This window comes from Pseudomonas sp. HN8-3, assembly GCF_020790195.1.
Taxonomy (GTDB): Bacteria; Pseudomonadota; Gammaproteobacteria; order Pseudomonadales; family Pseudomonadaceae; genus Aquipseudomonas; species Aquipseudomonas synxantha_A.
Map to the genome: position 1 here is coordinate 2,197,455 of NZ_CP086206.1, position 22,577 is coordinate 2,220,031.

General features: G+C 60.8%; 22 protein-coding genes and 3 pseudogenes. 15 read left to right on the forward strand and 10 right to left on the reverse strand.

Annotation, left to right across the window (positions count from 1 at the left end):
• Window positions 1-79: 79 nt before the first annotated feature.
• Window positions 80-1,159: a patatin-like phospholipase family protein gene (locus LJX92_RS09865; RefSeq protein WP_228309680.1), complete on the reverse strand. Its 1,080-nt coding sequence runs from the start codon at window positions 1,157-1,159 to the stop codon at window positions 80-82.
• Window positions 1,160-1,318: 159 nt separating this feature from the next.
• Between LJX92_RS09865 and LJX92_RS09870 the strand changes: the two genes are divergently transcribed.
• The 4 genes from LJX92_RS09870 to LJX92_RS09885 are packed head-to-tail and all read left to right on the forward strand — an operon-like array spanning window position 1,319 to window position 3,910.
• Window positions 1,319-1,621, forward strand: a complete 303-nt coding sequence (locus LJX92_RS09870; protein WP_005786863.1) for a PepSY domain-containing protein — start codon at window positions 1,319-1,321, stop codon at window positions 1,619-1,621.
• Window positions 1,621-1,932, forward strand: a complete 312-nt coding sequence (locus LJX92_RS09875) for a PepSY domain-containing protein (protein WP_078820847.1) — start codon at window positions 1,621-1,623, stop codon at window positions 1,930-1,932. The genes LJX92_RS09870 and LJX92_RS09875 overlap by 1 nt, the downstream gene beginning before the upstream one ends.
• Window positions 1,932-2,600 carry a response regulator transcription factor gene (locus LJX92_RS09880; protein WP_005786867.1) on the forward strand — a complete coding sequence of 223 codons (669 nt, stop codon included), beginning with the start codon at window positions 1,932-1,934 and terminating at the stop codon, window positions 2,598-2,600. The genes LJX92_RS09875 and LJX92_RS09880 overlap by 1 nt, the downstream gene beginning before the upstream one ends.
• Entirely contained in the window at window positions 2,597-3,910 is a 1,314-nt protein-coding gene (locus tag LJX92_RS09885) for a sensor histidine kinase (RefSeq protein WP_032876820.1), read from the forward strand. Before LJX92_RS09880 ends, LJX92_RS09885 begins: the two co-directional genes overlap by 4 nt.
• Before the next feature lie 128 nt (window positions 3,911-4,038).
• On the opposite strand, the gene LJX92_RS27090 is transcribed toward LJX92_RS09885, so the two are convergent.
• Window positions 4,039-4,794 (reverse strand): methyl-accepting chemotaxis protein, encoded by a 756-nt coding sequence (locus LJX92_RS27090; protein WP_371920298.1) that lies wholly within the window; start codon window positions 4,792-4,794, stop codon window positions 4,039-4,041.
• 150 nt (window positions 4,795-4,944) lie between these two features.
• Window positions 4,945-6,186 (reverse strand): annotated as a pseudogene (locus tag LJX92_RS27095) (chemotaxis protein); the annotation flags it as partial.
• 236 nt (window positions 6,187-6,422) lie between these two features.
• Here LJX92_RS27095 and LJX92_RS09895 point away from each other — a divergent pair.
• From LJX92_RS09895 to LJX92_RS27105, 3 genes and pseudogenes are all read left to right on the forward strand, one after another.
• On the forward strand, window positions 6,423-7,742 hold the full coding sequence (locus tag LJX92_RS09895) for a Na+/H+ antiporter family protein (RefSeq protein WP_164366002.1): 1,320 nt from the start codon (window positions 6,423-6,425) through the stop codon (window positions 7,740-7,742).
• A 123-nt stretch (window positions 7,743-7,865) separates the two neighbouring features.
• Window positions 7,866-8,639, forward strand: a pseudogene (locus LJX92_RS27100) (cache domain-containing protein); the annotation flags it as partial.
• Between the two features lie 315 nt (window positions 8,640-8,954).
• A pseudogene (locus tag LJX92_RS27105) lies at window positions 8,955-9,545 on the forward strand (methyl-accepting chemotaxis protein); the annotation flags it as partial.
• Between the two features lie 4 nt (window positions 9,546-9,549).
• Here LJX92_RS27105 and yegQ read toward each other — a convergent pair.
• The gene (gene yegQ / locus LJX92_RS09905) at window positions 9,550-10,863 is read right to left on the reverse strand and encodes a tRNA 5-hydroxyuridine modification protein YegQ (protein ID WP_032876811.1); all 1,314 of its coding nucleotides are present in this window, start codon (window positions 10,861-10,863) and stop codon (window positions 9,550-9,552) included.
• 171 nt (window positions 10,864-11,034) lie between these two features.
• Here yegQ and LJX92_RS09910 point away from each other — a divergent pair, with 171 nt between their 5' ends.
• The gene (locus LJX92_RS09910) at window positions 11,035-12,102 is read left to right on the forward strand and encodes an AI-2E family transporter (RefSeq protein ID WP_223018814.1); all 1,068 of its coding nucleotides are present in this window, start codon (window positions 11,035-11,037) and stop codon (window positions 12,100-12,102) included.
• 3 nt (window positions 12,103-12,105) lie between these two features.
• Here the strand turns inward: LJX92_RS09910 and LJX92_RS09915 are convergent, their stop codons facing one another.
• The 3 genes from LJX92_RS09915 to LJX92_RS09925 all read right to left on the reverse strand — a co-directional run bounded on the left by LJX92_RS09915 (window position 12,106) and on the right by LJX92_RS09925 (window position 13,168).
• The gene (locus tag LJX92_RS09915) at window positions 12,106-12,288 is read right to left on the reverse strand and encodes a hypothetical protein (RefSeq protein WP_005786881.1); all 183 of its coding nucleotides are present in this window, start codon (window positions 12,286-12,288) and stop codon (window positions 12,106-12,108) included.
• Between the two features lie 91 nt (window positions 12,289-12,379).
• Window positions 12,380-12,574 carry a hypothetical protein gene (locus LJX92_RS09920; RefSeq protein ID WP_003190284.1) on the reverse strand — a complete coding sequence of 65 codons (195 nt, stop codon included), beginning with the start codon at window positions 12,572-12,574 and terminating at the stop codon, window positions 12,380-12,382.
• Window positions 12,575-12,793: 219 nt separating this feature from the next.
• Window positions 12,794-13,168 carry a hypothetical protein gene (locus LJX92_RS09925; protein WP_078820851.1) on the reverse strand — a complete coding sequence of 125 codons (375 nt, stop codon included), beginning with the start codon at window positions 13,166-13,168 and terminating at the stop codon, window positions 12,794-12,796.
• Between the two features lie 156 nt (window positions 13,169-13,324).
• Here LJX92_RS09925 and LJX92_RS09930 point away from each other — a divergent pair, with 156 nt between their 5' ends.
• The gene (locus LJX92_RS09930; RefSeq protein ID WP_228309681.1) at window positions 13,325-14,143 is read left to right on the forward strand and encodes a shikimate 5-dehydrogenase; all 819 of its coding nucleotides are present in this window, start codon (window positions 13,325-13,327) and stop codon (window positions 14,141-14,143) included.
• A gap of 114 nt (window positions 14,144-14,257) precedes the next feature.
• Here LJX92_RS09930 and LJX92_RS09935 read toward each other — a convergent pair whose 3' ends face one another.
• The gene (locus LJX92_RS09935; protein ID WP_032876803.1) at window positions 14,258-14,908 is read right to left on the reverse strand and encodes a YceH family protein; all 651 of its coding nucleotides are present in this window, start codon (window positions 14,906-14,908) and stop codon (window positions 14,258-14,260) included.
• Window positions 14,909-15,024: 116 nt separating this feature from the next.
• Here LJX92_RS09935 and LJX92_RS09940 point away from each other — a divergent pair, with 116 nt between their 5' ends.
• Complete coding sequence (locus LJX92_RS09940; RefSeq protein WP_005786889.1) at window positions 15,025-15,534, forward strand: DUF1993 domain-containing protein; 510 nt, start codon at window positions 15,025-15,027, stop codon at window positions 15,532-15,534.
• 68 nt (window positions 15,535-15,602) lie between these two features.
• On the opposite strand, the gene sstT is transcribed toward LJX92_RS09940, so the two are convergent.
• Complete coding sequence (sstT, locus tag LJX92_RS09945) at window positions 15,603-16,823, reverse strand: serine/threonine transporter SstT (protein WP_078820854.1); 1,221 nt, start codon at window positions 16,821-16,823, stop codon at window positions 15,603-15,605.
• A 241-nt stretch (window positions 16,824-17,064) separates the two neighbouring features.
• Between sstT and LJX92_RS09950 the strand changes: the two genes are divergently transcribed.
• Complete coding sequence (locus LJX92_RS09950; protein ID WP_228309682.1) at window positions 17,065-18,219, forward strand: MFS transporter; 1,155 nt, start codon at window positions 17,065-17,067, stop codon at window positions 18,217-18,219.
• Between the two features lie 22 nt (window positions 18,220-18,241).
• Here the strand turns inward: LJX92_RS09950 and nhaR are convergent, their stop codons facing one another.
• Window positions 18,242-19,144: a transcriptional activator NhaR gene (gene nhaR / locus LJX92_RS09955; protein ID WP_228309683.1), complete on the reverse strand. Its 903-nt coding sequence runs from the start codon at window positions 19,142-19,144 to the stop codon at window positions 18,242-18,244.
• 134 nt (window positions 19,145-19,278) lie between these two features.
• Between nhaR and LJX92_RS09960 the strand changes: the two genes are divergently transcribed.
• The 4 genes from LJX92_RS09960 to mnmH all read left to right on the forward strand — a co-directional run bounded on the left by LJX92_RS09960 (window position 19,279) and on the right by mnmH (window position 22,542).
• The gene (locus LJX92_RS09960) at window positions 19,279-19,530 is read left to right on the forward strand and encodes a hypothetical protein (RefSeq protein ID WP_228309684.1); all 252 of its coding nucleotides are present in this window, start codon (window positions 19,279-19,281) and stop codon (window positions 19,528-19,530) included.
• 31 nt (window positions 19,531-19,561) lie between these two features.
• Window positions 19,562-20,311 carry a TerC family protein gene (locus tag LJX92_RS09965; protein ID WP_005786902.1) on the forward strand — a complete coding sequence of 250 codons (750 nt, stop codon included), beginning with the start codon at window positions 19,562-19,564 and terminating at the stop codon, window positions 20,309-20,311.
• Window positions 20,312-20,404: 93 nt separating this feature from the next.
• A complete protein-coding gene (selD, locus tag LJX92_RS09970; protein WP_078820856.1) occupies window positions 20,405-21,439 on the forward strand; it encodes a selenide, water dikinase SelD in 1,035 nt (344 codons plus the stop codon).
• Window positions 21,439-22,542: a tRNA 2-selenouridine(34) synthase MnmH gene (gene mnmH, locus LJX92_RS09975; RefSeq protein ID WP_148854433.1), complete on the forward strand. Its 1,104-nt coding sequence runs from the start codon at window positions 21,439-21,441 to the stop codon at window positions 22,540-22,542. The genes selD and mnmH overlap by 1 nt, the downstream gene beginning before the upstream one ends.
• Window positions 22,543-22,577 lie beyond the last annotated feature (35 nt).

Consider the following 22,577-nt stretch of genomic DNA (forward strand, 5'->3'; position numbering starts at 1 on the left):
CAGGTGTCTGGCAGGCGGCGAGTTTAACAGTTTGATCAACCCTTGCGCATACCGCCCCTCGCCAGCAGGCCCTATGGGGTCAAAGGGCTTGCAAGTGTTCGCCCAATTTACCGTTATCTGCCAATGCCAGGAACTCATCCCCCAGCCGCTGGCTCTCGCTCATCGCGGTTTGCCAATATTTGTTGCGGCTCGGGTCGTCGCCCATAAAGCGCTTGAAGTCACTGCGATCTGGCAGTTTGCCGTGGGGCAGGCGGGCCAGGTAGTCCCTGGATGGCGCCAGCAACAATACATCCTGCAAGCCTTGCGGGTTGCTGCGTCGCCACGGCAGGCCCTTGTCAAACCAGCCGGGGATGACTCGGTCGGTGAAGTGCGGGTACAGCACGATGTCATCGCCGTGATAGGGCAGGTCGAGGTGGTAGTCCAGCAGGCCGCCGTCGCGGTAGGTGCCGGCTCCGGCGCCGGGCAGGTCGCGCACGCCTTGCATGACCATGGGGATTGAGCCGGATGCCAGTAGCGCCTGGCGCAGGTTGCCCAGTTCCAGGTCGATGAAGCGCGAGGCAAAGTCCTTGAGCGGATGTACCGGCGGCGCCTGGCGCGGGTCGTGGATGATCAGCCGCTCGAAATGCCGCGACAGCCGGGCGCGGCCCCGCAGGTTATCGGCAATTACCGACGACAAGCCCAGCCCCAGCCGCCCACGGTGGTCATCGGCAAGCAGCCCGTGGCTCTTGACCACCATGATGTTCAGCCGGTAGTCGGGGTTGTCCAGCACCCGCGCATCACGGCCGGCCAGCAGGTCATCGAGCATCCGTTGGCAGCTCTGACTGACTTCGGCCATGGTCACGCCCTTGGCAAAGCGCTGCTCGTTATACAAGCGGCCCAGGTCCAGCAAGCCTTGCACCGGGTCGGGCAGGCAGGCGCTGGCAAACCGCCACGAACCAATGGAGGCGCCGATCAGCGCGCGTTCCCTTGGTGCGCGCGGCAACCAGTCACCGAACAGCGCCAAGTCCAGCCCTTGGATACCCAGGGCCTTGGGGCCACCGGCCGCACCGGGGAGGATACCCACGTCGGCAGGCGCAAGTCCCTGTTCGCGAATGTGGCTGAACGCACGTTTGCCTGCCTTGAGGGTCAAGGCAGGGAACTTGATATGGATGGCAGTCATACCGGTCTCTGTTGAGGCAAGCGGAGCATTATAGAAAATCTCGCTGGCAGTGGGGAAAACGGTCCGCTTGGAAATTGCCATGGTGGCAATTCAGTTTCAGTTAAGTTGCGACAGGTACCGTGACCGGCGTAGGAAAACATCATGTAACGGAGACTTATCATGAAGCGCCTCACTGTTCTGGGCGCCGCCGCTATCATCATCGTTACGGCGACCCAGGCCGCCGCGGCGGACCCTGACAAGCCACTGATCGTGCCCGCCACTGTTACTATTGTCGCTTTCGATCAATTGGAAGCCACGGCCCTGGCCCTTCACCCCGGTTCGACGCTACTGGACACCGACCTGGATGAGGAATACGGCAAGTACGTCTACGAAGTGGAGCTGCAAGATGCCGACGGCATTGAATGGGACGTTGAATTGAACGCGCTCACCGGGCAGGTTCTCAAGAATCATCAGGATACGTAATGAAGGTAAATTTACGCGTCGGCAGTCGAGTGGCGCTGTTGCTCATGATTTTTTGCTCCAGCCTGGCGGCCCGCGACCTCAACCAGGATGAAGCCCTGGCCCTGCGCCAGCAGGGCGTGATTCTGCCGCTGGAACAGCTGCTGCACCAAGCCATGGCGCGTTATCCCGGCTCGCGGCTGCTGGAGGCCGAGCTGGAAAAGAAACACGGGCAATACGCCTATGAAGTGGAATTGGTGACTACCGAAGGCGTGGTACGCGAGATCAAGCTGGACGCGACCAATGGTGTGTTGATCAAAGATGAGGAAGACTGATGCGCCTGCTTCTGGTGGAAGACAACGTGCCCCTGGCCGACGAACTGCTGGCCGGCCTGCAGCGCCAGGGCTATGCGGTCGACTGGCTGGCCGATGGCCGCGACGCCGTGTATCAAGGGCGCAGCGAGCCGTATGACCTGATCATCCTCGACCTTGGCCTGCCTGGCTTGCCCGGGCTTGAGGTGCTGGCGCAATGGCGCGCCGCCGCGCTGGCCATCCCGGTACTGATCCTCACCGCCCGCGATTCCTGGGCCGAGCGTATCGAAGGGCTCAAGGCCGGAGCCGATGATTACCTGAGCAAACCCTTTCACCCCGAAGAACTGTACTTGCGCATCCAGGCGCTGTTACGCCGCTCCCACGGCCAAGCCAACCAGCCAACGCTGCAAGCCGCCGGCCTGCATCTGGATGAAGGTCGCCAGTGTGTACTGCGCGATGGCGCCGAGATCCAACTGACGGCCGCTGAGTTTCGCTTGCTGCGCTATTTCATGCTGCACCCCGAACAGATTCTGTCCAAAAGCCATCTGGCCGAGCATTTATATGACGGCGAGACCGAGCGTGACTCCAATGTACTGGAGGTCCATGTCAACCATCTGCGCCGCAAACTGGGGCGCAGTGTGATCGAAACCCGGCGCGGCCAGGGCTACCGGTTTGGCGCCACCCCGGCATGAAGTCGATCCAGCGGCGCCTGAGCCTGGGGTTGATCAGCGTGATGGTGATCGTCGGCGTGGTACTGGCGCAGACCAGCCTCTTGCTGTTCGAAGCAGGCTTGCAGCGCTACCTGGAGGCGGGCTTGCGCAACGACAGCGAGAACCTGCTGGTGGCGCTGGTGCGCGGGCCCAACGGCGTCCAGTTGGATGAACAGCGCCTGTCGCCGGCTTATCAGCGGCCGTTCTCCGGGCATTATTTTCGTATCGACTTTGCCGATGTCCATTGGCGCTCCCGTTCACTGTGGGATCAGGAGCTGCCCAGGCTCCCGGAGGCGGGGCTCAAGGGCAACCTGCAATTGGGCCCGGAAGGTCAGCAGTTGTTGGTGTTGCGCTCGGACTACAAGCGCTTTGGCAAGTTGATTTCCATCAGCGTGGCGCAGGACTACACACCCGTGCGGGAAAGCTTTCGCCTGATGCGTCAGGTGGGCCTGGTGGTGGGGGTGGTGGCGCTGCTGCTGGTGCTGGTGCTGCAACGGGTCACCGTGCGTCGCGCCTTGCGCCCGCTGGAGACGGCGCGCAACCAGATCGCCCAACTGCAGCAAGGCCAGCGCTCCCAACTCGACACTCAGGTGCCGCAGGAACTGGAACCGCTGGTAGCGCAAATCAACCATTTGCTGGCCCACACTGAAGACAGCCTCAAGCGCTCACGCAATGCCCTCGGCAACCTGGGCCATGCGCTGAAAACCCCTATGGCGGTGCTGTTGAGCGCAGCCTCCAGTGATGCGCTCAAGGATCATCCGCAGTTGAGCCAGTTGTTGCGCGAGCAGCTGGAACAGGTGCAGCAGCGCCTCAATCGCGAGCTTAACCGTGCCCGCCTGGCGGGCGATGCGCTGCCGGGTGCACTGTTTGACTGTGAAAAAGAACTACCCGGTTTGTTGGCCACCCTGCGCATGATCCATGGTGAGCACTTGGACCTCGCCTATCATGTCGCGCCGGGTCTGCATTTGCCCTGGGACCGTGAAGACCTGTTGGAACTGCTGGGCAATCTGTTGGACAACGCCTGCAAGTGGGCGGATGCCGAGGTGCGCTTGAGCGTCAGCGAGACGCCCCGGGGCTACGTGTTAGCGGTGGAGGACGACGGTCCGGGCATTCCTCAGGCCCAGCGCGACCAGGTATTCAGTCGCGGCGCACGCCTGGATGAGCAGAGGGTCGGCCATGGCCTGGGATTGGGGATCGTGCGGGACATCGTTGAGGTGTGGGGCGGGGTGTTGCAGTTGCAGGAAAGTGAGCTGGGTGGGCTCAAGGTATTGATCGAGCTACCACGCCGCTAGCACTGACCCACCCCAGTTCAAAAATGTGGGAGCTGGCTTGCCTGCGATAGCATCGACTCGGTTTGCCTGAAATACCGAGGTGTTGCATCGCGGGCAAGCCCGGCTCCCACAGAAAAGCCTTGCTGCATTCAGACCCGAAACTGATCCATCAACCCCTGCTGCTGGTTGGCCAGGCTGTTCAACGCCTGGCTGACCCGCGCCGACTCATTGGCCTGTTCCGACAGCGACTCGGTTACATCGCGAATGGTCGCCACGTTGTTGTTGATCTCTTCGGCCACCGCGCTTTGCTCTTCGGCGGCGCTGGCGATTTGCAGGTTCATGTCGCTGATCACCGTGACGGCGTCGCCAATCTGGCGCAAGGCCGTGACGGCCTGGCCGACTTGTTCGACGCTGCCTTGGGCCTGGCGATAGCTGTTGCCCATGGAGCTGACCACGTCGGTAGTACCGTTTTGCAATTGTTCGATCACCAGGCGGGTTTCTTCCACCGACTCCTGGGTGCGTCGTGCCAGGTTGCGCACTTCGTCGGCGACCACCGCAAAACCTCGCCCGGCCTCGCCGGCACGGGCGGCTTCGATAGCGGCGTTGAGCGCCAACAGGTTGGTCTGCTCGGCGATGCCACGAATCACTTCGAGCACCGAGCCGATCTTCTCGCTGTTAGCGGCCAAGCCTTCCACCTGGGTCATGGCGGTGCTCATATCGGCGGCCAGGTCACCAATGTTGGCGGTGGTGCGGTCTATGACGGTCAAGCCTTCGCGCGTCGCCTGGTCGGCATCCTTCGCAGCTTGGGCCGCCTGAGCGGCACTGCGGGCGACGTCCTGGGCGGTGGCACTCATTTCATGGGACGCGGTGGCCACCTGATCCACCTGGCGATACTGCTGTTCCATGCCGGCACTGGTCTGCGTAGCAATCTCGGCGGACTGGTCGGCGGTGCCGCGGGCGTCCTGCACCGAGCGCTTTACCTCGGCAATGATCGGTTGCAGCTTGTCGAGGAAACGGTTGAACCAGCCAGCCAATTGGCCCAGTTCGTCCTGTTTGCTGTAAGCCAGGCGCCGGGTCAGGTCGCCTTCGCCGCTGGCGATGTCTTCGAGCATATGCGCCACGCCAAGAATCGGCCGAGTCACACTGCGCGCCATCAACCACACCAGCACCAAGCCAACCACAGCGGCCAGCAGGCCCAGGCCCAGTTCCAGCAAGGTGCCCTTGGCATTGTCAGCGTCCAGCTGGGTTTTCAGCGCCTCGGCGGGGGCTACCAGAACTTTTCCCGGTACATCCAGCAATACGCCCCACGACTTGCCCCCTGGGATCGGCGCAAACGGCGCCAGCACCTTGAGTTGCTGGTCGGTGCGCAGGCTGTGGGTCTGGGTGCTGTTGGCCAAGGCACTGACCAACTGCGCACCGCTGGCGGTGTCGACCTGCTCCAGGCGCTGGCTGAGTTTGCTGGCATCCGGGCTGTAGCCGGCCAGCAAGCCGGTGGGGCTGAGGATGCTGACTTGGGTCTGGCCGTCGTACAGCTTCTGGCTGGCCTGTTGGCTCACGGCCTGCAAGCTGTTGAGGTTGATGTCCACCGACAGTGACGCAATGACTTTGCCATTGACCATCAGCGGGAACACGATGCTGGTCATCAGCACGTTCTGGCCGTCGATCACATAGAAATAGGGTTCGATCACACACGGCTTGAGGGTCGTGCGCGGGCAGGTGAACCAGGCGTTGGCTTTTTCACCGCTTGGGCTAATGGAGGTGTCGGTCATGTCGCTTTCAGGCAGCGCCATTGAGGTGATCTTGCCCGGCGTTGGTTGCGACCAATACAGGGCGAACCGGCCTTTGTCATTACTGCCCAGTTCCGCCTGGTTGGCGAATAGCTCGTCTTTGCCATCCAGCGCATTGGCTTCGAATACCAGGGACAAACCCAGCAGGTCGGGGTTGGCCTGTAAGGCGGCCTTGACCTGGCGGGTCAGGTCTTCACGGGTGTCGAAGGCATCGAGAAAGCGTTTCTCCGCCTGTTCGCGCAAAAACAGTACCTGGCGGGAAAACCCATGGCCATATTGGTAGGCATCCATGAACTGCTGGCGAATGCCCAGCGCCTGCACTTCACCTTGGGCCTCAATGCGCGCCTGGGCGGCTTCGTCGAGCATCTTCATGCTGGACGCCTTGACCTGCTCCGAGCTCTGCGCCATGCGATACAGCGACAGACCCACCAGCAGGGTCACGATCCCAAGCAGGCACAGGCCCGCCAGCAGGGTGATTTTCCATTGAATGGAGAGCTGCCTGAGCGACATCGGGACATCCTTACCTGAAAGCACATGGAAACAGTTTATCGGCCGGCGCCCGTGGTTCTTTATTCAAACGCCCCATTTAAACCTCAAAGCGGCGTCGTTTTTTGACATGAGCGCCTGCCTGCTGCAAAGTGCGCGCCCTCTAATAAGACCTCTTTCAAGCCTGCACGCCGGCAGCTGTTCCCATGGGCCGTGCGCGGGCATGCCTGTCTTTTATGTTTTTGCTTGAGGTAACCATGATTAACGCAGTCATCGCCGCGGTCGGCACCATGCTGGTGCTCAGCCTGTCCCGCGTGCATGTGGTCATCGCCATCATCGTTGGTGCCCTGGTGGGCGGCTTGACCGGTGGCCTGGGGATCGACGCCACGCTCAAAGCCTTCAACGGCGGTCTGGGCGGTGGTGCAACCGTCGCCTTGTCTTACGCACTGCTGGGCGCTTTCGCGGTGGCCATTGCCAAGTCCGGCCTGGCCCATGCGCTGGCAGACAAAGCCTTGCTGCTGGTGGACCGTCAGGAAGCCAGCGGCGGCAGCCACGTCAAATGGCTGTTGATCGGCCTGTTGTGGGTGGTGGCGATTGCCTCGCAGAACATCCTGCCGATCCATATTGCGTTCATTCCGTTGCTGGTACCGCCGCTGTTGTACGTGCTGACCAAGCTGCAACTGGACCGCCGCCTGATTGCCTGCGTGATGACCTTCGGCCTGATCACGCCGTACATGTTCCTGCCGGTGGGCTTCGGCAATATCTTCCTCAACCAGATCCTGTTGGCCAACGTGGCCAAGAGTGGCGTGGATATCAGCCAGGTCAACGTCACCCATGCCATGGGCCTGCCGGCACTGGGCATGGTGGTCGGCCTGCTGGTGGCGGTGTTTGTCAGCTACCGCAAAAAGCGCGTGTACGACCTGGAAAAAATCGAGCGCGTCGAGCAAGTGGCGGTGCAGTACAACCCGCTGACCCTGCTGGTGGCAGGCCTGGCGATTGCCGCGGCGTTCATCATTCAGCTGTGGCTGGACTCGATGATCATCGGCGCCCTGGCCGGGTTTTTGATCTTCTCGGTGTCGGGCATCGTGCGCTGGAGCGACACCGATGACCTGTTCACCGAAGGCATGAAGATGATGGCGATGATCGGCTTCATCATGATCGCCTCGTCAGGCTTTGCCGAAGTGCTCAAGGCCACCGGTGACGTACGCTCACTGGTGGAAGCCTCGGCGGCGTTTATCGGCCATAGCCGCGGGGTAGGGGCGTTGCTGATGTTGTTGGTGGGGCTGTTGGTCACCATGGGCATCGGCTCGTCGTTTTCCACGGTGCCGATCCTTGCCGCGATTTTCGTGCCGCTGTGCGTACAACTGGGCTTCAGCCCGTTGGCCATCGTGTGCATCGTCGGCACCGCCGGTGCATTGGGCGATGCCGGCTCGCCCGCCTCGGACTCCACCCTCGGCCCCACCTCCGGCCTGAATATCGACGGCCAGCACCACCATATCTGGGACACCGTGGTGCCGACCTTCCTGCACTACAACATCCCGTTGCTGGCGTTTGGCTGGCTGGCTGCGATGACGCTCTGACGCAAGCACTGCACCTCTACGGTGGCGAGGGAGCTTGCTCCCTCGCCACACAAGCTCGCTCCTACAGAAATCACTTACCTGGCCGTTAACCTCTCAAGTCGCCACTAACAAGAGAGAAAAGCCATGCGTCTGAGTTTGAAGGCCAAAGTCCTGGCCCTTGCCGTTGTGCCGGTGTTGCTGTTTGCCGTGGTCATCAGCCTCACCACCGTGTGGATTCTGCAGGGCCAGGCCCGCAACGAAGTGGATGAAACCCGCCAGCGCCTGCTCGACGACGCCAAGGCCACTTTGCAAGGTTATGTCGAAGTGGCCATGACCACCATCAAGCCGCTCTACGACGCAGCTGCTCCCGGCGATAGCACGGCGCGGGCGCAGGTGGTCAAGTTGCTGTCCAACACCCGCTACGGCAAAGACGGTTATTTCTTCGGCTACGACTCCGAAACCATCCGCCTGTTCAAGGGCAACAGCCCGGACGGCGTAGGCAAAAGCTTCAAGGACAACCGTGACCCCAACGGTGTCTACGTCAATCGCGACCTGGTCAAGGTCGGCAAGGACGGCAGCCACTACTTGCAATACAGCTCGACCCAACCCGGCCAGACCGAACTGGTACCCAAGCTCGGCTACACCGAATACCTGCCCAAATGGGACATGGTTATCGGCACCTCTGTGAACCTGGACGGTATCGAGGCCCAGGTGGCGGTGGTCCAGGACAAGGTCGAACAGCGTATGCAAGGCGTGCTGCTGAGCATCCTTGGCGTGGCTGTGGTGGTGTTGCTGGTGATTGCGGCGGTGGGCATGTTAGTCGCCAATACCATCCTGCGCCCGCTGAACCTGATGAAAGCCAACCTCGACGACATCGCTGCCGGTGAAGGCGACCTGACCCGCCGCCTGGCCATCACCAGCCAGGATGAACTGGGCGACCTGGCCGGTGCGTTCAACCGATTTGTCGATAAAATCCACGGCCTGGTGCGCCAGATCACCGAAATGACCGCCCAGCTCACCGGGCTGGTGAGCCAGGTGTCCGACCAGGCCCAGCGCTCCGAGCAGGCCATGGAACGCCAGCGTCACGAGACCGACCAGGTGGCCACCGCGATCAACCAGATGTCGTCCGCGGCCCATGAAGTGGCGCGCAGTGCCCAGGGCGCTGCGGTCGCCGCGCAACAGACCGACGCCGAGGGCCAGGCCGCCAAACGCGTGGTGGACGGTAGCATCGCGCAGATTCACGCGCTGGTGAACGATATCCGCAGCAGCGGTGTGTCCCTGGACAGCCTGCAGCAGGATGTGTCGTCGATTGTCAGTGTGCTCGGTGTGATTCGCTCGATTGCCGAACAAACCAACCTGCTGGCGCTCAATGCGGCCATCGAGGCTGCGCGGGCCGGGGAGGCCGGCCGCGGGTTTGCCGTGGTCGCCGATGAAGTGCGCGCCCTGGCCAGCCGTACGCAAAGCAGCACCCAGGAAATCCAGGGCATGATCGATCGCCTGCAAAAGGGCACCGAAGCCGCCGTTGACGCGATGCGCCGCTCCAGCGATGCGGGCGAAGGCACCTCGGCCCAAGCCAACGAAGCCGGGGCGTCCCTCGATACCATGGCCCAGCTGATCGGTACCATTAACTCGATGAACGCGCAGATCGCCAGCGCCGCCGAAGAGCAGACTGCTGTGGCCGAAGAGATCAACCGCAGCGTGCATCAGATTGCCGTGGCGGTGGACAGCGTAGCGGATGAAACCCAGCTCGGCGCCCAGACCTCGCGCAGCCTCGCGGACCTGGGCCAGCGGTTGGGGCAGTTGGTCGGTCAATTCAGGATCTGAGGTTCTACAAATCGCGCATCAGTAGGCCAAAACGCAGGTCCATCTCGACCGGCAAGGGCACATACACCGTGTGCCCATCCCCCGGCGCCACCTCAATGGCTTGCCCCTTGGCGTTGTGCAAGGTGGCCAAGTCAAAGTGAAAGTTGCCGGCGGGCGTCATCAATTCCAGGTGATCGCCCGCGGCAAAGCGATTCTTCACCTTGACCTCGGCCAACTCCCCGCGACGTTCGCCGGTCAATTCCCCAACAAACTGCTGGCGCTCGGACACCGAGCTGCCGTTCTGGTAGTTCTGGTATTCGTCGTGCACATGCCGACGCAGGAAACCTTCGGTGTAGCCGCGCTGGGCCAGGGACTCCAGATTGGTCATCAAGCCGCGATCAAACGCGCGCCCGGCCACCGCGTCGTCGATCGCCTGGCGATACACCTGGGTGGTGCGTGCGCAATAGAAATGGGATTTGGTGCGGCCCTCGATCTTCAATGAGTGCACGCCCATCTGCGCCAGGCGCTCCACGTGCTGCACGGCGCGCAAGTCTTTGGCGTTCATGATGTACGTGCCATGTTCGTCTTCAAAGGCCGGCATTTGCTCATCGGGACGGTTGGCTTCCTGTAACAGGAATACCTGGTCGGTGGGTGTGCCGACCCCCAGCGTCGGCTGATGGTGCTGGACGATGTCGCCGGTCGCGTTCTCCACTGCCGGCGTGGCCTGGTATTTCCAGCGGCAGGCATTGGTGCAGGTGCCCTGGTTGGCGTCGCGCTTGTTCATGTAGCCCGACAGCAGGCAGCGCCCGGAATAGGCCATGCACAGGGCGCCATGTACGAACACCTCCAGTTCCATGGTCGGTACGTGCTGGCGGATCTCGCCGATTTCTTCCAGGGACAGTTCCCGCGACAGGATCACCCGGCCAATGCCTTGCTGCTGCCAGAATTGCACGCTGGCCCAGTTCACCGTGTTGGCTTGTACCGACAGATGAATCGGCATCTGCGCGAAATGCTGGCGCACCAGCATGATTAGCCCAGGGTCGGACATGATCAGCGCATCCGGGCCCATGGCGATCACCGGCGCCAGGTCCTTGAGGAAGGTCTTGAGCTTGGCGTTGTGTGGCGCAATGTTCACCACCACATAGAAACGCTTGCCTTGCGCATGGGCTTCCTGGATGCCGAGGGCGAGGTTGGCGTGGTCGAATTCGTTGTTGCGCACGCGCAGGCTGTAGCGTGGCTGGCCGGCGTAAACCGCATCGGCACCGTAGGCGAAGGCGTAGCGCATGTTTTTCAGGGTGCCGGCGGGAGCGAGCAGTTCGGGGGCAATCATCGGAGGCATGGGCGTGGGTCGCAAAAAGGCGCGAGGGTAGTGCACGGGCGGTCACAGTTTATTGACCCAGGTCTAAACAAGCCGATCTATGCTTGTTCGATAAACAAGGGCACTCCCAGGTTTCGCCGCGGACTAAGCAACAGGGCTGACACCGGCCCGGCTTTCTCATATGGACCGGACATGAATCAAACCAACCTGCAATTCAAAACCCTGCTGCTATTGCTGGCGCTGGTGACCATCGCCTTTATCTGGATATTGCTGCCGTTCTATGGCGCGGTGTTCTGGGCAGTGATCCTCGGCATCATCTTCGCGCCGATGCAGCGCCGCCTGCAGCAGCGCTTCAGTTGGAACCGCAACCTGACCTCCCTGACCACCTTGATGGTGTGCCTGGTGATCGCGATTCTGCCCGTGATCATTACCAGTGCGTTGCTGGTTCAAGAGGGGGCCACGCTGTATAAAAACGTCGAAAGCGGCAAGCTCGACGTGGCCGGTTACATCGAGCAATTCAAGAACTTCCTGCCGCCGTACTTCCAGCAACTGCTCGATCGCTTTGGCATGGGCAACCTGGAAGGGCTACGTGAAAAGGTAGTCAAGGGCGCGATGCAGGGCAGTCAGTTCTTCGCTTCCCAGGCGTTCAGCTTCGGCCAGGGCACCTTTGATTTCCTGGTGAGCTTTTTCATCATGCTGTACCTGCTGTTCTTCCTGCTGCGCGATGGCCCCGAGCTGGTGCGCAAGGTGCGCACGGCGGTGCCATTGGCCGAGCCGCAGAAGCGCCGCCTGCAACTCAAGTTCAACCGGGTGGTGCGGGCCACGGTCAAGGGCAACGTACTGGTGGCCGTGACCCAGGGTGCGCTGGGTGGTTTGATCTTCTGGTTCCTGGATATCCCCAGTGCGTTGCTCTGGGCGGTACTGATGGCGTTCCTGTCCTTGCTGCCGGCGGTGGGCGCAGGGATTGTCTGGGCGCCAGTGGCCGTTTATTTCCTGTTGAGCGGCGCCCTCTGGCAAGGCGTGGTGCTGGGGCTTTTTGGTGTATTCGTGATTGGCCTGGTGGACAACGTGCTGCGTCCGGTCCTGGTGGGCAAAGATACCAAGATGCCGGACTACCTGATCCTGATCTCGACCCTGGGCGGCTTGTCGGTGTTTGGCCTCAACGGCTTCGTGATCGGGCCGCTGGTGGCGGCCTTGTTCATGTCGTGCTGGGCGTTGTTCGCCGAAACCAAGCCGCGGGTCAAGTTGCCCTTGCCTTAGGTCTCAGGCCTGGAGCCTGAAGTCGGCCGCCAGCCGGCGTTGTGTTTCGGCGTCAGACAACGAAGTGAGCGGGCCGCTGATAGGCTCGCCATCACGTACCACGTACCAGCAGGCAAGCAAGCCGAGCTTGCGCAGAGGGGTGGGAACGGCGCTACCGATGACAGACATGATTTGAACAGTGGGCATAAGGACCTCCAATCGCTATGGAGGTCACCTTAAGGGGTGTCGCTATCCAGGAAAAATCACCTGGCTCGATAGTCGACATCAACGCCAGGCGTTAATCCACCACCTGGTCGAGCATGTTCACCACTTCGTGTTCACTGAGCAGCCCCTTGCGCACCAGGTTTTCAGCCAACAGCGCCAGGAACTTCGCGCTGCGATGGCCTTCAAGGTGCTTGAGCTCGGTCAAGGCGCTGTAGACCTTGCTGGACGTGCAGAGGCCGGCGGTGCGGTGCGGATTCTGGGTGGGCATGTTCGTTCGTCCTTAATTGTTATTGGTGGACCGGGTCGATAGTGAGACTGTTTTATGACGCAACCATGACAGCGCACGCCTGGGCCGATCAAGAGGATATGCGACTCTTGTACTGTGGGATTGTCGTCATAGCGACATTGGCAGGATTAAACCGGACGTTCCAGGCAAAAAAAGGCCCCGCATGTGGGCGAGGCCTGTTCCACTCAAGTCAATTGAAACTTACCAACCGTGCCGGTAGTAGCCGTGGGGAGGGCCGTAGTAGCCGCGAGGCGGGCCATAATAGCCACGGGGAGGCCCGTAGTAGACCGGCGCCGGGCGATAGTAAACCTGCTGCTGCACGTACACCGGTGGTGGCGGCGCGTAATAGACCGGCGGTGGGGCGGCATACACTGGCTGCGGTTGCACATACACCGGCTGTTGCACATAGACCTCACGAGGCTGGCTGGCAACCACGGAGCCGACGACTGCCGCGCCCACAAGTGCACCCAACACTGCCGGGCCACCCCAACCACCACCGTGGGCGGAGGCTTGGCCGGCCATCGCGAGTGCGCCGATAAGCAAGGCGATTCTGGGGATTTTACGCATCATGGTCATTCCTCGGTTAGCCCCTGCGCTTGTGGTCTGCAATCAATAGACCCAAGGATTGTCGCGGGGATACTTTTAAGACAACGTATTTCAAAAAAACAGCACGGCCAGTAGGTAAAGGTTGTGTAAGGTCTGTACCGATTTGCTTACTTAAAGGAGTTACCCATGCAGATGCATCCCAACAAGGACACCCAGCTGTGCATGTCGCTGTCGGCGCGCCCTGGGAACTTTGGCCTGCGTTTTCATAACCATCTGTATGAACAGCTGGGGCTGAATTTCTACTATAAAGCCTTCAGCAGCCAGGATTTAGCCGGCGCGATCGGTGGCATCCGAGCCTTGGGCGTGCGGGGTTGTGGGGTTTCCATGCCGTTCAAGGAGGCGGCCATCGCGCTGGTGGACGAACTCGACGATTCGGTTCAAGCCATTGACTCGCTGAACACCATCGTCAACACCAACGGTCATCTCAAGGCTTACAACACCGATTACATTGCTGTCGAGCAACTGCTGAAGAAGCACGCCGTGCCGAAAGACTCCACCTTCGCCCTGCGTGGCAGCGGCGGCATGGCCAAGGCGGTGGCCAGCGCCTTGCGTGATGGCGGTTATGCCAACGGTGTGATCGTAGCGCGCAATGAGGTGGCGGGCCGGGCATTGGCCAGCAACCTGGGGTATGAGTGGCAGGCGGACCTGGGCGACCTGCGTCCACAAATGCTGATCAATGTGACGCCCATTGGTATGACAGGCGGGGCCGAGGCGGATGCATTGGCGTTCGATGCGGGTGCGATTGATCAGGCAGAGACTGTCTTTGATGTGGTGGCGATCCCGGCTGAAACGCCCCTGATCGTGCATGGGCGTGCCAAGGGCAAGCGGGTGATTACCGGGTTGGAAGTGATCGCGATCCAGGCATTGGAGCAGTTTGTGCTTTATACAGGCGTGCGCCCGACGCAGGAGCAGTTCGAGGCGGCAGTAGCCTTCGCTCGAAGCTAAAGACTTACACAAATCCACTGTGGGGCTTGCTCGCGAATAAGGTGTGTCAGTCAATGGATTCTTAACTGATGCACCACTATCGCAGGCAAGCCAGCTCCCACATGTTTATCTGCGTTATGCCTGTTCCAACTGCGCCAGCCGTTCTTCCAGTGCGGCAATCCGCGCTTCCAGCTCTTCGATCCGTTCCACCGAAACAGCCCCCGCGCTACGCTCTACTGGATTGCCTCGCGCGGTCATGATCGCTTCAATATCCGCCGGATCCCCCAGCGCGTGGGTATACCGATCTTCCCGCTGGCCCGCCTGGCGCGGCACCAATACCGCCAACCCTCGGGCAATCAGGCGTTCCAGCTGGTGAACGACCTGCTCGGCATCTTCAAAGTCATGCATACGCCCGCTACGGGTCAGCAACTCGTTGACCGTCTGCGGCCCCCGCAGAAACAGCAACCCGGTCAAGATCACTTGGGCCGGCACCAGTTCCAACGCCTTGTCCACACGGTGTTCCCAGCGGTCTGCACGGCTACCCATCACCAGGCGGGTAAAGCCTTGGCCCTCCAGCGCGCGCAGGCTTTGGCCGACCTGGCCCTGGCTGAGGTTCATCACTGGCTCACGGCTGGTTTTCTGATTGCAGGCCAGCACTAGGGCGTTGAGTGTCAGGGGATAGGTTTCGGGGTGGGTCGCCTGTTTTTCGATCAGGCAGCCGAGGATGCGGATTTCCGTGCTGTTCAGGCGCGGCTCAGGGGTGTCGGTGTCATGTTCGGCGGTCATCGCGCGTTCCCTATGCAGTGAAGGTCACCAGCGTAATCCTCAAAAAATAAAAGACAAGCGCCAGGCATGGCTATAATCGCCGCTGGTTCCAACCCTGCCATTATCGTGAGACTGACATGACTATTTCCCTGTACGCCGCTTCTATCCCAGTCTTCAAGCAAATGCTCAACGCATTGAGCGATGTGCTGAACAAAGCCGAAGCCCACGCTACTGCCAAGAACATCGAGCCCAATGCCCTGCTGCAAGCGCGCCTGTTCCCGGATATGTTCCCGCTGGTGCGCCAGGTACAGATCGCCGTGGACTTCGCCAAAGGCGTGTCGGCACGCCTGGCCGAGATCGAAGTGCCCAAGTACGAAGACACTGAAGTTACCTTCGCCGACCTGCAAGCGTTGATCGCCAAGGTCCTGGCGTTTGTCGACACCATCAAGCCCGAGCAGATTGACGGCAAGGAAGGTATCGAGATCGTCACCCGCCCAGGCACCCCGAAAGAGAAGCGCTTCAGCGGCCAGTCCTACCTGCTGACCTACGGCCTGCCGCAGTTCTTCTTCCACGTCACCACCGCTTACGCTCTGCTGCGTCATAACGGTGTGGAAGTGGGCAAGCGCGATTACATGGGCGCGTTCTAAACCGGCAAGCATAAAAAAGCCCGGTGTCGTTCGTGATTGAACGGCACCGGGCTTTTTTTGCGAGGCGTTTAAGCTGCCTGTTCTTCCTTGCCCAGGCAGGCCGCCGCTGTAAACAACACATCGGTAGACGAATTCAGCGCCGTTTCCGCCGAATCCTGCAATACGCCGATGATGAAACCGACGGCCACCACCTGCATGGCGATTTCACTTGGAATGCCGAACAGGCTGCACGCCAGTGGAATCAGCAGCAGCGAGCCGCCCGCTACACCGGAGGCCCCACAGGCGCAAATGGCCGCGACCACGCTGAGCAGCACCGCGGTCGGCAGGTCCACGGCAATCCCGAGGGTGTGCACGGCCGCCAGGCTTAGCACGGTGATGGTGATTGCCGCACCGGCCATATTAATGGTGGCACCGAGCGGGATCGACACCGAATAGGTGTCTTCATGCAGGCCCAGGCGCTTGCTCAACGCCAGGTTGACCGGAATGTTGGCCGCCGAGCTGCGGGTGAAAAATGCAGTAATACCGCTTTCACGCAGGCACATCAGCACCAATGGGTACGGGTTGCGGCGCAGTTTCCAGAACACGATGGCGGGATTGATCACCAGCGCCACGAACACCATGCAGCCGATTAACACCACCAGCAGGTGCGCATAGCCGAGCAAGGCGCCGAAACCGGAGGTGGCCAGGGTCGAGGCCACCAGGCCGAAGATGCCCAGCGGGGCGAAGCGGATGACCACGCGTACGATCAGGGTCACGCCGTTGGACAGGTCGTCCAGCACCGTGCGGGTGGTTTCACCGGCATGGCGAATGGCAACGCCCATGCCGATGGCCCAGGCCAGGATACCGATGAAGTTGGCATTCATCAGTGCGCTGACCGGGTTATCCACCACACTGAGCAACAGGCTTTGCAGTACCTCGCCAATGCCGCCGGGAGCGCTCACCGTGGCGTCATGGGTGGCCAGTACCAGAGAGGAGGGGAACAACGTGCTGGCGACCACTGCGACCACGGCGGCGGAAAAGGTGCCGAGCAGGTACAGGAACAGGATCGGGCGGATATGGGTTTCCTGGCCATGCTTATGGTTGGCAATCGAGGCCATGACCAGCACAAACACCAGGATCGGCGCAACGGCCTTCAGCGCCGTGACAAACACCTTGCCGATAAAGCCCGTGGCGCGTGCGGCCTCGGGGAACAGCAAGGCCAGCACGATCCCGGCGATCAGGCCGATGACAATTTGTGTGACCAGGCTGACGCGCATTAAACGTTGCAACAGGGAAGGGGCAGCAGTCATAAAGAGTTGTCTCTAGTTTTTTTAGTAGGGCACAGCATTGCAGGCAGAAAGTACTGTAGGAAGCAGGCGCGAAGTCTAGCATGCTGTAGGACGCGTCTCGTTCGCTGCGGCATTCCGTCACCCGTTTACGTCGGATTTGGTCAAGTCCCGACATGTTCTGTTAAGATTCACCCCTCTCATCTTTCCTCTCTATCAGCGAGCCCTTCGGGCTGTCGTTGATGTCGCTGTTTCTGGAGTTTGCATGTTGTTCCCTATCTTGCTGCTGTCGGCAGCCGGTTTTACCGTGCTGACCACAGAATTCGTGATCGTCGGCTTGTTGCCCTCGATCGCCCGGGACCTGAATGTCAGTGTGTCCCAGGCCGGGCTGCTGGTGACGCTCTTCGCGTTTACCGTGGCGGCGTTCGGCCCCTTCCTGACCGCCTACTGCGCGCGGTTCCAGCGTAAGCGTCTGTTTATCAGCATCCTGATCATGTTTGCGGTGGCCAATACCGTGGCGGCATTGGCGCCCAATATTTGGATAATGTCCCTGGCTCGCTTGATTCCGGCGTTGGGCTTGCCGGTGTTTTGGGCCTTGGCCAGCGAAACGGCGGTGGACATTGTCGGCCCTGAATTCGCCGGGCGTGCCATTGAAAAAATCGGCTTCGGCATCGTCTGCGCCACCGTGTTCGGGATTCCGGTAGGCACGCTGATTGCCGATATGTTCGGTTGGCGCACCGCCTTTGCAGTGCTTGCGGTGATTGCCCTGGCCAAGGCGTTATTGCTGTTCATTTACCTGCCGGTGACCCAGGCAAAGAACGAGCAAGTCACCTTGCGCTCGCAATTCAAGATCCTGCGCAGCCCGGTGATGCAGGGCCACATCCTGCTGTCGATTCTGGTCTTCAGCGGCATGTTCACCGCCTATACCTACCTGGCGGATATCCTTGAGCGCTTGGCAGGGTTCGACGGCACGCTGGTGGGGTGGTGCCTGATGGGCTTCGGCGCGGTCGGGCTGATCGGCAATTCCCTCGGCGGGCGCGCGGTGGATCGTCACCCCTTGATTGCGTCCATAGTGTTCTGCGGGTTTATGATCGCGGGCATGGTGGCAGTGGTGCCGGCGATTCATTCCACCATTGGCCTGGCGGCAGCGATGGCGGTATGGGGCGTGACCCAGGCGGCGATGTTCCTGGTCAGCCATGTGCGATTGATGAAGGCGGCGCCCCACGCGCCGGCGTTTGCCGCCTCGCTGAATATCGCCGGGGCCAATCTCGGCATTGGCCTGGGTGCAATGGTGGGTGGGCATGTGATTGACACCCTGGGCCTGGGCAGCCTGGGCTTTGCCGCCTCAGGGTTCATCCTGGTGTCGATCCTGCTCGCACTGTGGCTGATGAGCGCCAAACCTCGCGCGGTCAGCGCCTGATCAAAGGAGGCGCGCAGTTTTTTCAGGGCAGGGCGGTAAACAACTCGCGTCTTGCCCCTTCGGTAATCGCCACGATGCCGGGGTGCTTGACCTTGCGCTCCACCGAGATCGCATAGAACGACTCGGTCACCGCGTCGGTCTGGCCGATCAGCGCCACGCCGTATTGGCGCACCACCTCATCGGCAATCACGCTGGGGGCGATGAAAATTCCGCTGCCGGATTGCCCAAACGCTTGCATCAACGCACTGTCGTCGAATTCACCGATGATCCGCGGTTGAATCTGCTGCTCGGCAAACCAGCGCTGCAACCGGCTGCGCACTACGGTCTCTGCCCCCGGAATCAATAACGGCGCACCGTGCAAACACTGTGGGAAATCGCCGCCATGCTGGTCAGCCAACGACTGGGTGGCGAAAAAACTGATGCCGCATTCCCCCAGTTTCTGGCTGTAGCCCTTGATGTCCAGATGGCTCGGCATCGGGCTGTCGGAAATCACCAGGTCCAGGCGCTGGATCGCCAGGTCGGCGAGTAAACGTTCGAGTTTGTCTTCGCGGCAGGTGATGCGCAGCGGTTCGCTCAGCTCCATGGTGGGGGCGATCAGGCGGTAGACGATGGATTTTGGCACCACATCCGCCACGCCGACCCTGAACGGGATCTGTTGCTCATCGGGCTGAGCGCGCAACATCGTCTCAAGTTCGTTGCCCGTCTGGAACATCTGCTCGGCGTAGGGCAGCGCCTGGCGCCCGGCTTCGGTCAGCTCAAGCTGGCGCCCCACCCGCTGAAACAGAGCAATGCCAAAGGTTTGCTCCAATAGGCTGATCTGCCCGCTGATGGTCTGGGGCGTGAGGTTCAGCTGTTCGCAGGCACGCACGATGCTCCCAGTCTTGGCCACCACCCAGAAGTAATGCAGCTGTCGATAATTGAGCATCGCGGTCTACACTTCGTAAAAAACGAAGTATACGCGAGAAAAATACGAATTTTCCTGAACTGTTCACCTGCATAGAATGCATCGCTATCGCGGGGCCACTATTTGGACCCAATGGTTCTAATGAGGAATACAGCATGAAACTCAATTCCCTGGGCGCGGCGTCGCTGCTTGCGCTTTCATTGGTGATAATCGGCGGTTGTGATCAGGTCGAGAAAAGCGCGCAGCAAGTGTTGGGCAAAGCCAGCGAATCGGCCAAGCAAGCGATCGATGACACCCAGAAGGCTGCCGAGCAGGCATTGAGTGAAGCGACCCAGGGCTTGATCAATCCGCAGAAGAAAGATGATCAGGAAGAAAAAGACGCTGAATCGAACACCCAAGAAACCTAATTTCCCAGCACTACCACGTCAGGACTGACCTATGGATTACCTTTTACAACTGGCCGCCAGCCCCACCGCCTGGGTCGCACTGGCTACCTTGATCGTCATGGAAATCGTGCTGGGCATCGATAACCTGATCTTTATCTCGATCCTCACCAACAAACTACCCGAGCAGCACCGGGCCAAGGCGCGGCGCATCGGTATCAGCATGGCGCTGGTATTGCGCCTGGGCCTGTTGAGCACCATCGCCTTCATCGTGCAGTTGACGGCGCCGGTGTTTGAAGTGTTCGGCCAGGCGTTCTCCTGGAAGGACATGATCCTGATCGCCGGTGGCCTGTTCCTGGTGTGGAAGGCAACCACCGAAATCCATCACAGCATGGACCCGGAGCCTGAAGAGAAAGCAACGGTTGGCAACACCGTGGCCATCGGCTTCGCGGCGGCCATCGGGCAGATCCTGTTGCTCGACCTGGTGTTCTCCATCGACAGCATCATCACGGCCGTGGGCATGACCGAGCACTTGCCGATCATGATCATTGCCGTAGTGACCTCGGTGATTGTGATGCTGGTGGCGGCCGAACCGTTGGCCAAGTTCATCAATGACAACCCGACCGTGGTGATGCTGGCCCTGGGCTTTTTGATCATGATCGGCATGACGCTGATCGCCGAAGGCTTCGGCGCCCACGTGCCAAAAGGCTACGTGTATGCGGCCATGGCGTTCTCGGCGGCTATCGAATGCCTGAACATCGCGCGGCGTAACCGCCACAAGCGTTTGCTCGCTGCCCGCGAGTAACCGCTGACCCAAAAGGCCGGCTGCGCTCACAAGAGCCCAGCCGGCCTTTTGCTGTCTGTTAGAATCGGCCCACTTGATAGCTTGAGGTCTTCCATGAACGAGCCGATTCGCCTTACCCAGTACAGCCACGGTGCGGGTTGCGGCTGCAAGATTTCGCCCCAGGTGTTGGAGGTGATCCTTGCCGGCAGCGGCGCACAGAACCTGGACCCCAACCTGTGGGTGGGCAACGCTTCACGCGATGATGCGGCGGTATACGCCATTGACGACGAGCGCGGCGTGGTCTCCACCACGGACTTTTTCATGCCGATAGTCGACGATCCCTTCGACTTCGGCCGCATCGCTGCCACCAATGCCATCAGCGACATTTATGCCATGGGCGGCGACCCCTTGATGGCCATCGCTATTCTTGGCTGGCCGGTCAACGTGCTGGCGCCGGAGATTGCCCGCGAAGTCATCCGCGGGGGCCGTTCGGTGTGCGACGCTGCCGGTATCCCGCTGGCGGGTGGGCATTCCATTGACGCCCCGGAGCCGATCTTTGGCCTGGCCGTTACCGGGATCGTGCAAAAGCGCCACATGAAGCGCAACGACACTGCCACTGCCGGCTGCAAGCTGTACCTGACCAAGCCTTTGGGCATCGGTATCCTCACCACCGCCGAAAAGAAGGGCAAGTTGCGCGAGGCCGACGTCGGCCTGGCCCGTGACTGGATGTGCACCCTCAACAAGCCTGGCAGCCGTTTCGGCAAGTTGGCCGGTGTCACTGCGATGACAGACGTTACCGGTTTCGGCCTGCTCGGCCACTTGGTGGAAATGGCTGACGGCAGTGGCCTGACGGCCCGCATCGAGTATGCAAAAGTCCCACGTCTGCCAGGGGTTGAGTACTACCTGGACCAGGGCTGCGTACCGGGCGGCACCTTGCGCAACTTCGACAGCTACGCCAGCAAGCTCGGGCGCGTGCAGGAGTTGCACAAGCGCGTGCTGTGCGACCCACAGACCAGCGGTGGCCTGCTGATCGCCGTCACCCCCGAAGGCGATAGCGAGTTTCACGCGGTAGCCGCCGAACTGGGCCTGAACCTTGAGCCAATCGGCGAACTGCTTGAGCGACAGACCAACGCGGTAGAGGTGATTTGATGGCAACTGACATCACCGATTACCGCGACATCTTCCTCAATGACCGGCCGATGATGGATACCCGCGCGCCGGTCGAATTCGTCAAGGGCGCGTTCCCCGGGGTGGTCAACCTGCCGCTGATGACCGACGACGAGCGCCAGCGGGTGGGCACCTGCTACAAGCAGCAAGGCCAGCAAGCTGCAATCGTCCTGGGCCATGAGCTGGTCTCTGGATCGATCAAGGCCGAGCGCATCGAGCAATGGGCGCAGTTTGCCCAGGCTAATCCGGATGGCTACCTGTACTGCTTTCGTGGTGGGCTGCGTTCGCAGATCGTGCAGCAATGGTTGAAAACCGAAGCGGGCATCGAGTATCCGCGTGTCGGCGGTGGCTACAAGGCAATGCGTACGTTCCTGCTGGAGACCCTGGAACAGACGACCGCTGAATGCGATTTCGTGCTGCTTGGCGGTATGACCGGTACCGGCAAGACGGAGGTATTGGGTCAACTGCGCAACGCCCTGGACCTGGAGGGCCATGCCAACCATCGGGGTTCCAGCTTCGGCAAGCGTGCCACCGCGCAGCCGTCCAATATCGACTTCGAGAACCGCCTGGCCGTGGACCTGTTGAAGAAACGCGCAGCGGGCATTGGCCAGTTCGTGGTCGAGGACGAGAGCCGCATGATCGGCAGCTGTGCGCTGCCACTGCCATTGCACAAGGGGATGCAGACGTTTCCAATGGTGTGGCTGGAAGACAGCGTTGAGGGCCGCGTCGAGCGCATTCTGAAGGATTACGTGGTCGACCTGTGCGCCGAGTTCATTGACGTGTTTGGTGAAAGCGGCCAGCTATTATTTGCCGAGCGCCTGACCCAAAGCCTGGCCAATATTCACAAGCGTCTGGGCGGCGAACGTTTCCAGCGGCTGCAGGCGATTTTGCAGGACGCCCTGGCGGAACAGGCGCGCAGCGGTGCAGTGGACCTGCACCGCGTGTGGATCGAAGGCTTGTTGCGCGAGTATTACGACCCGATGTATGCGTTCCAGCGCGAGAGCAAAGGCGCTCGGATCGAGTTTGCCGGGGAGCAAGAGGCGGTGGTGGAATATTTGCGTGAACGAGCAGCTCGGGTGGGGTGATCTTTCGGACGCCATCGCAGGCAAGCCAGCTCCCA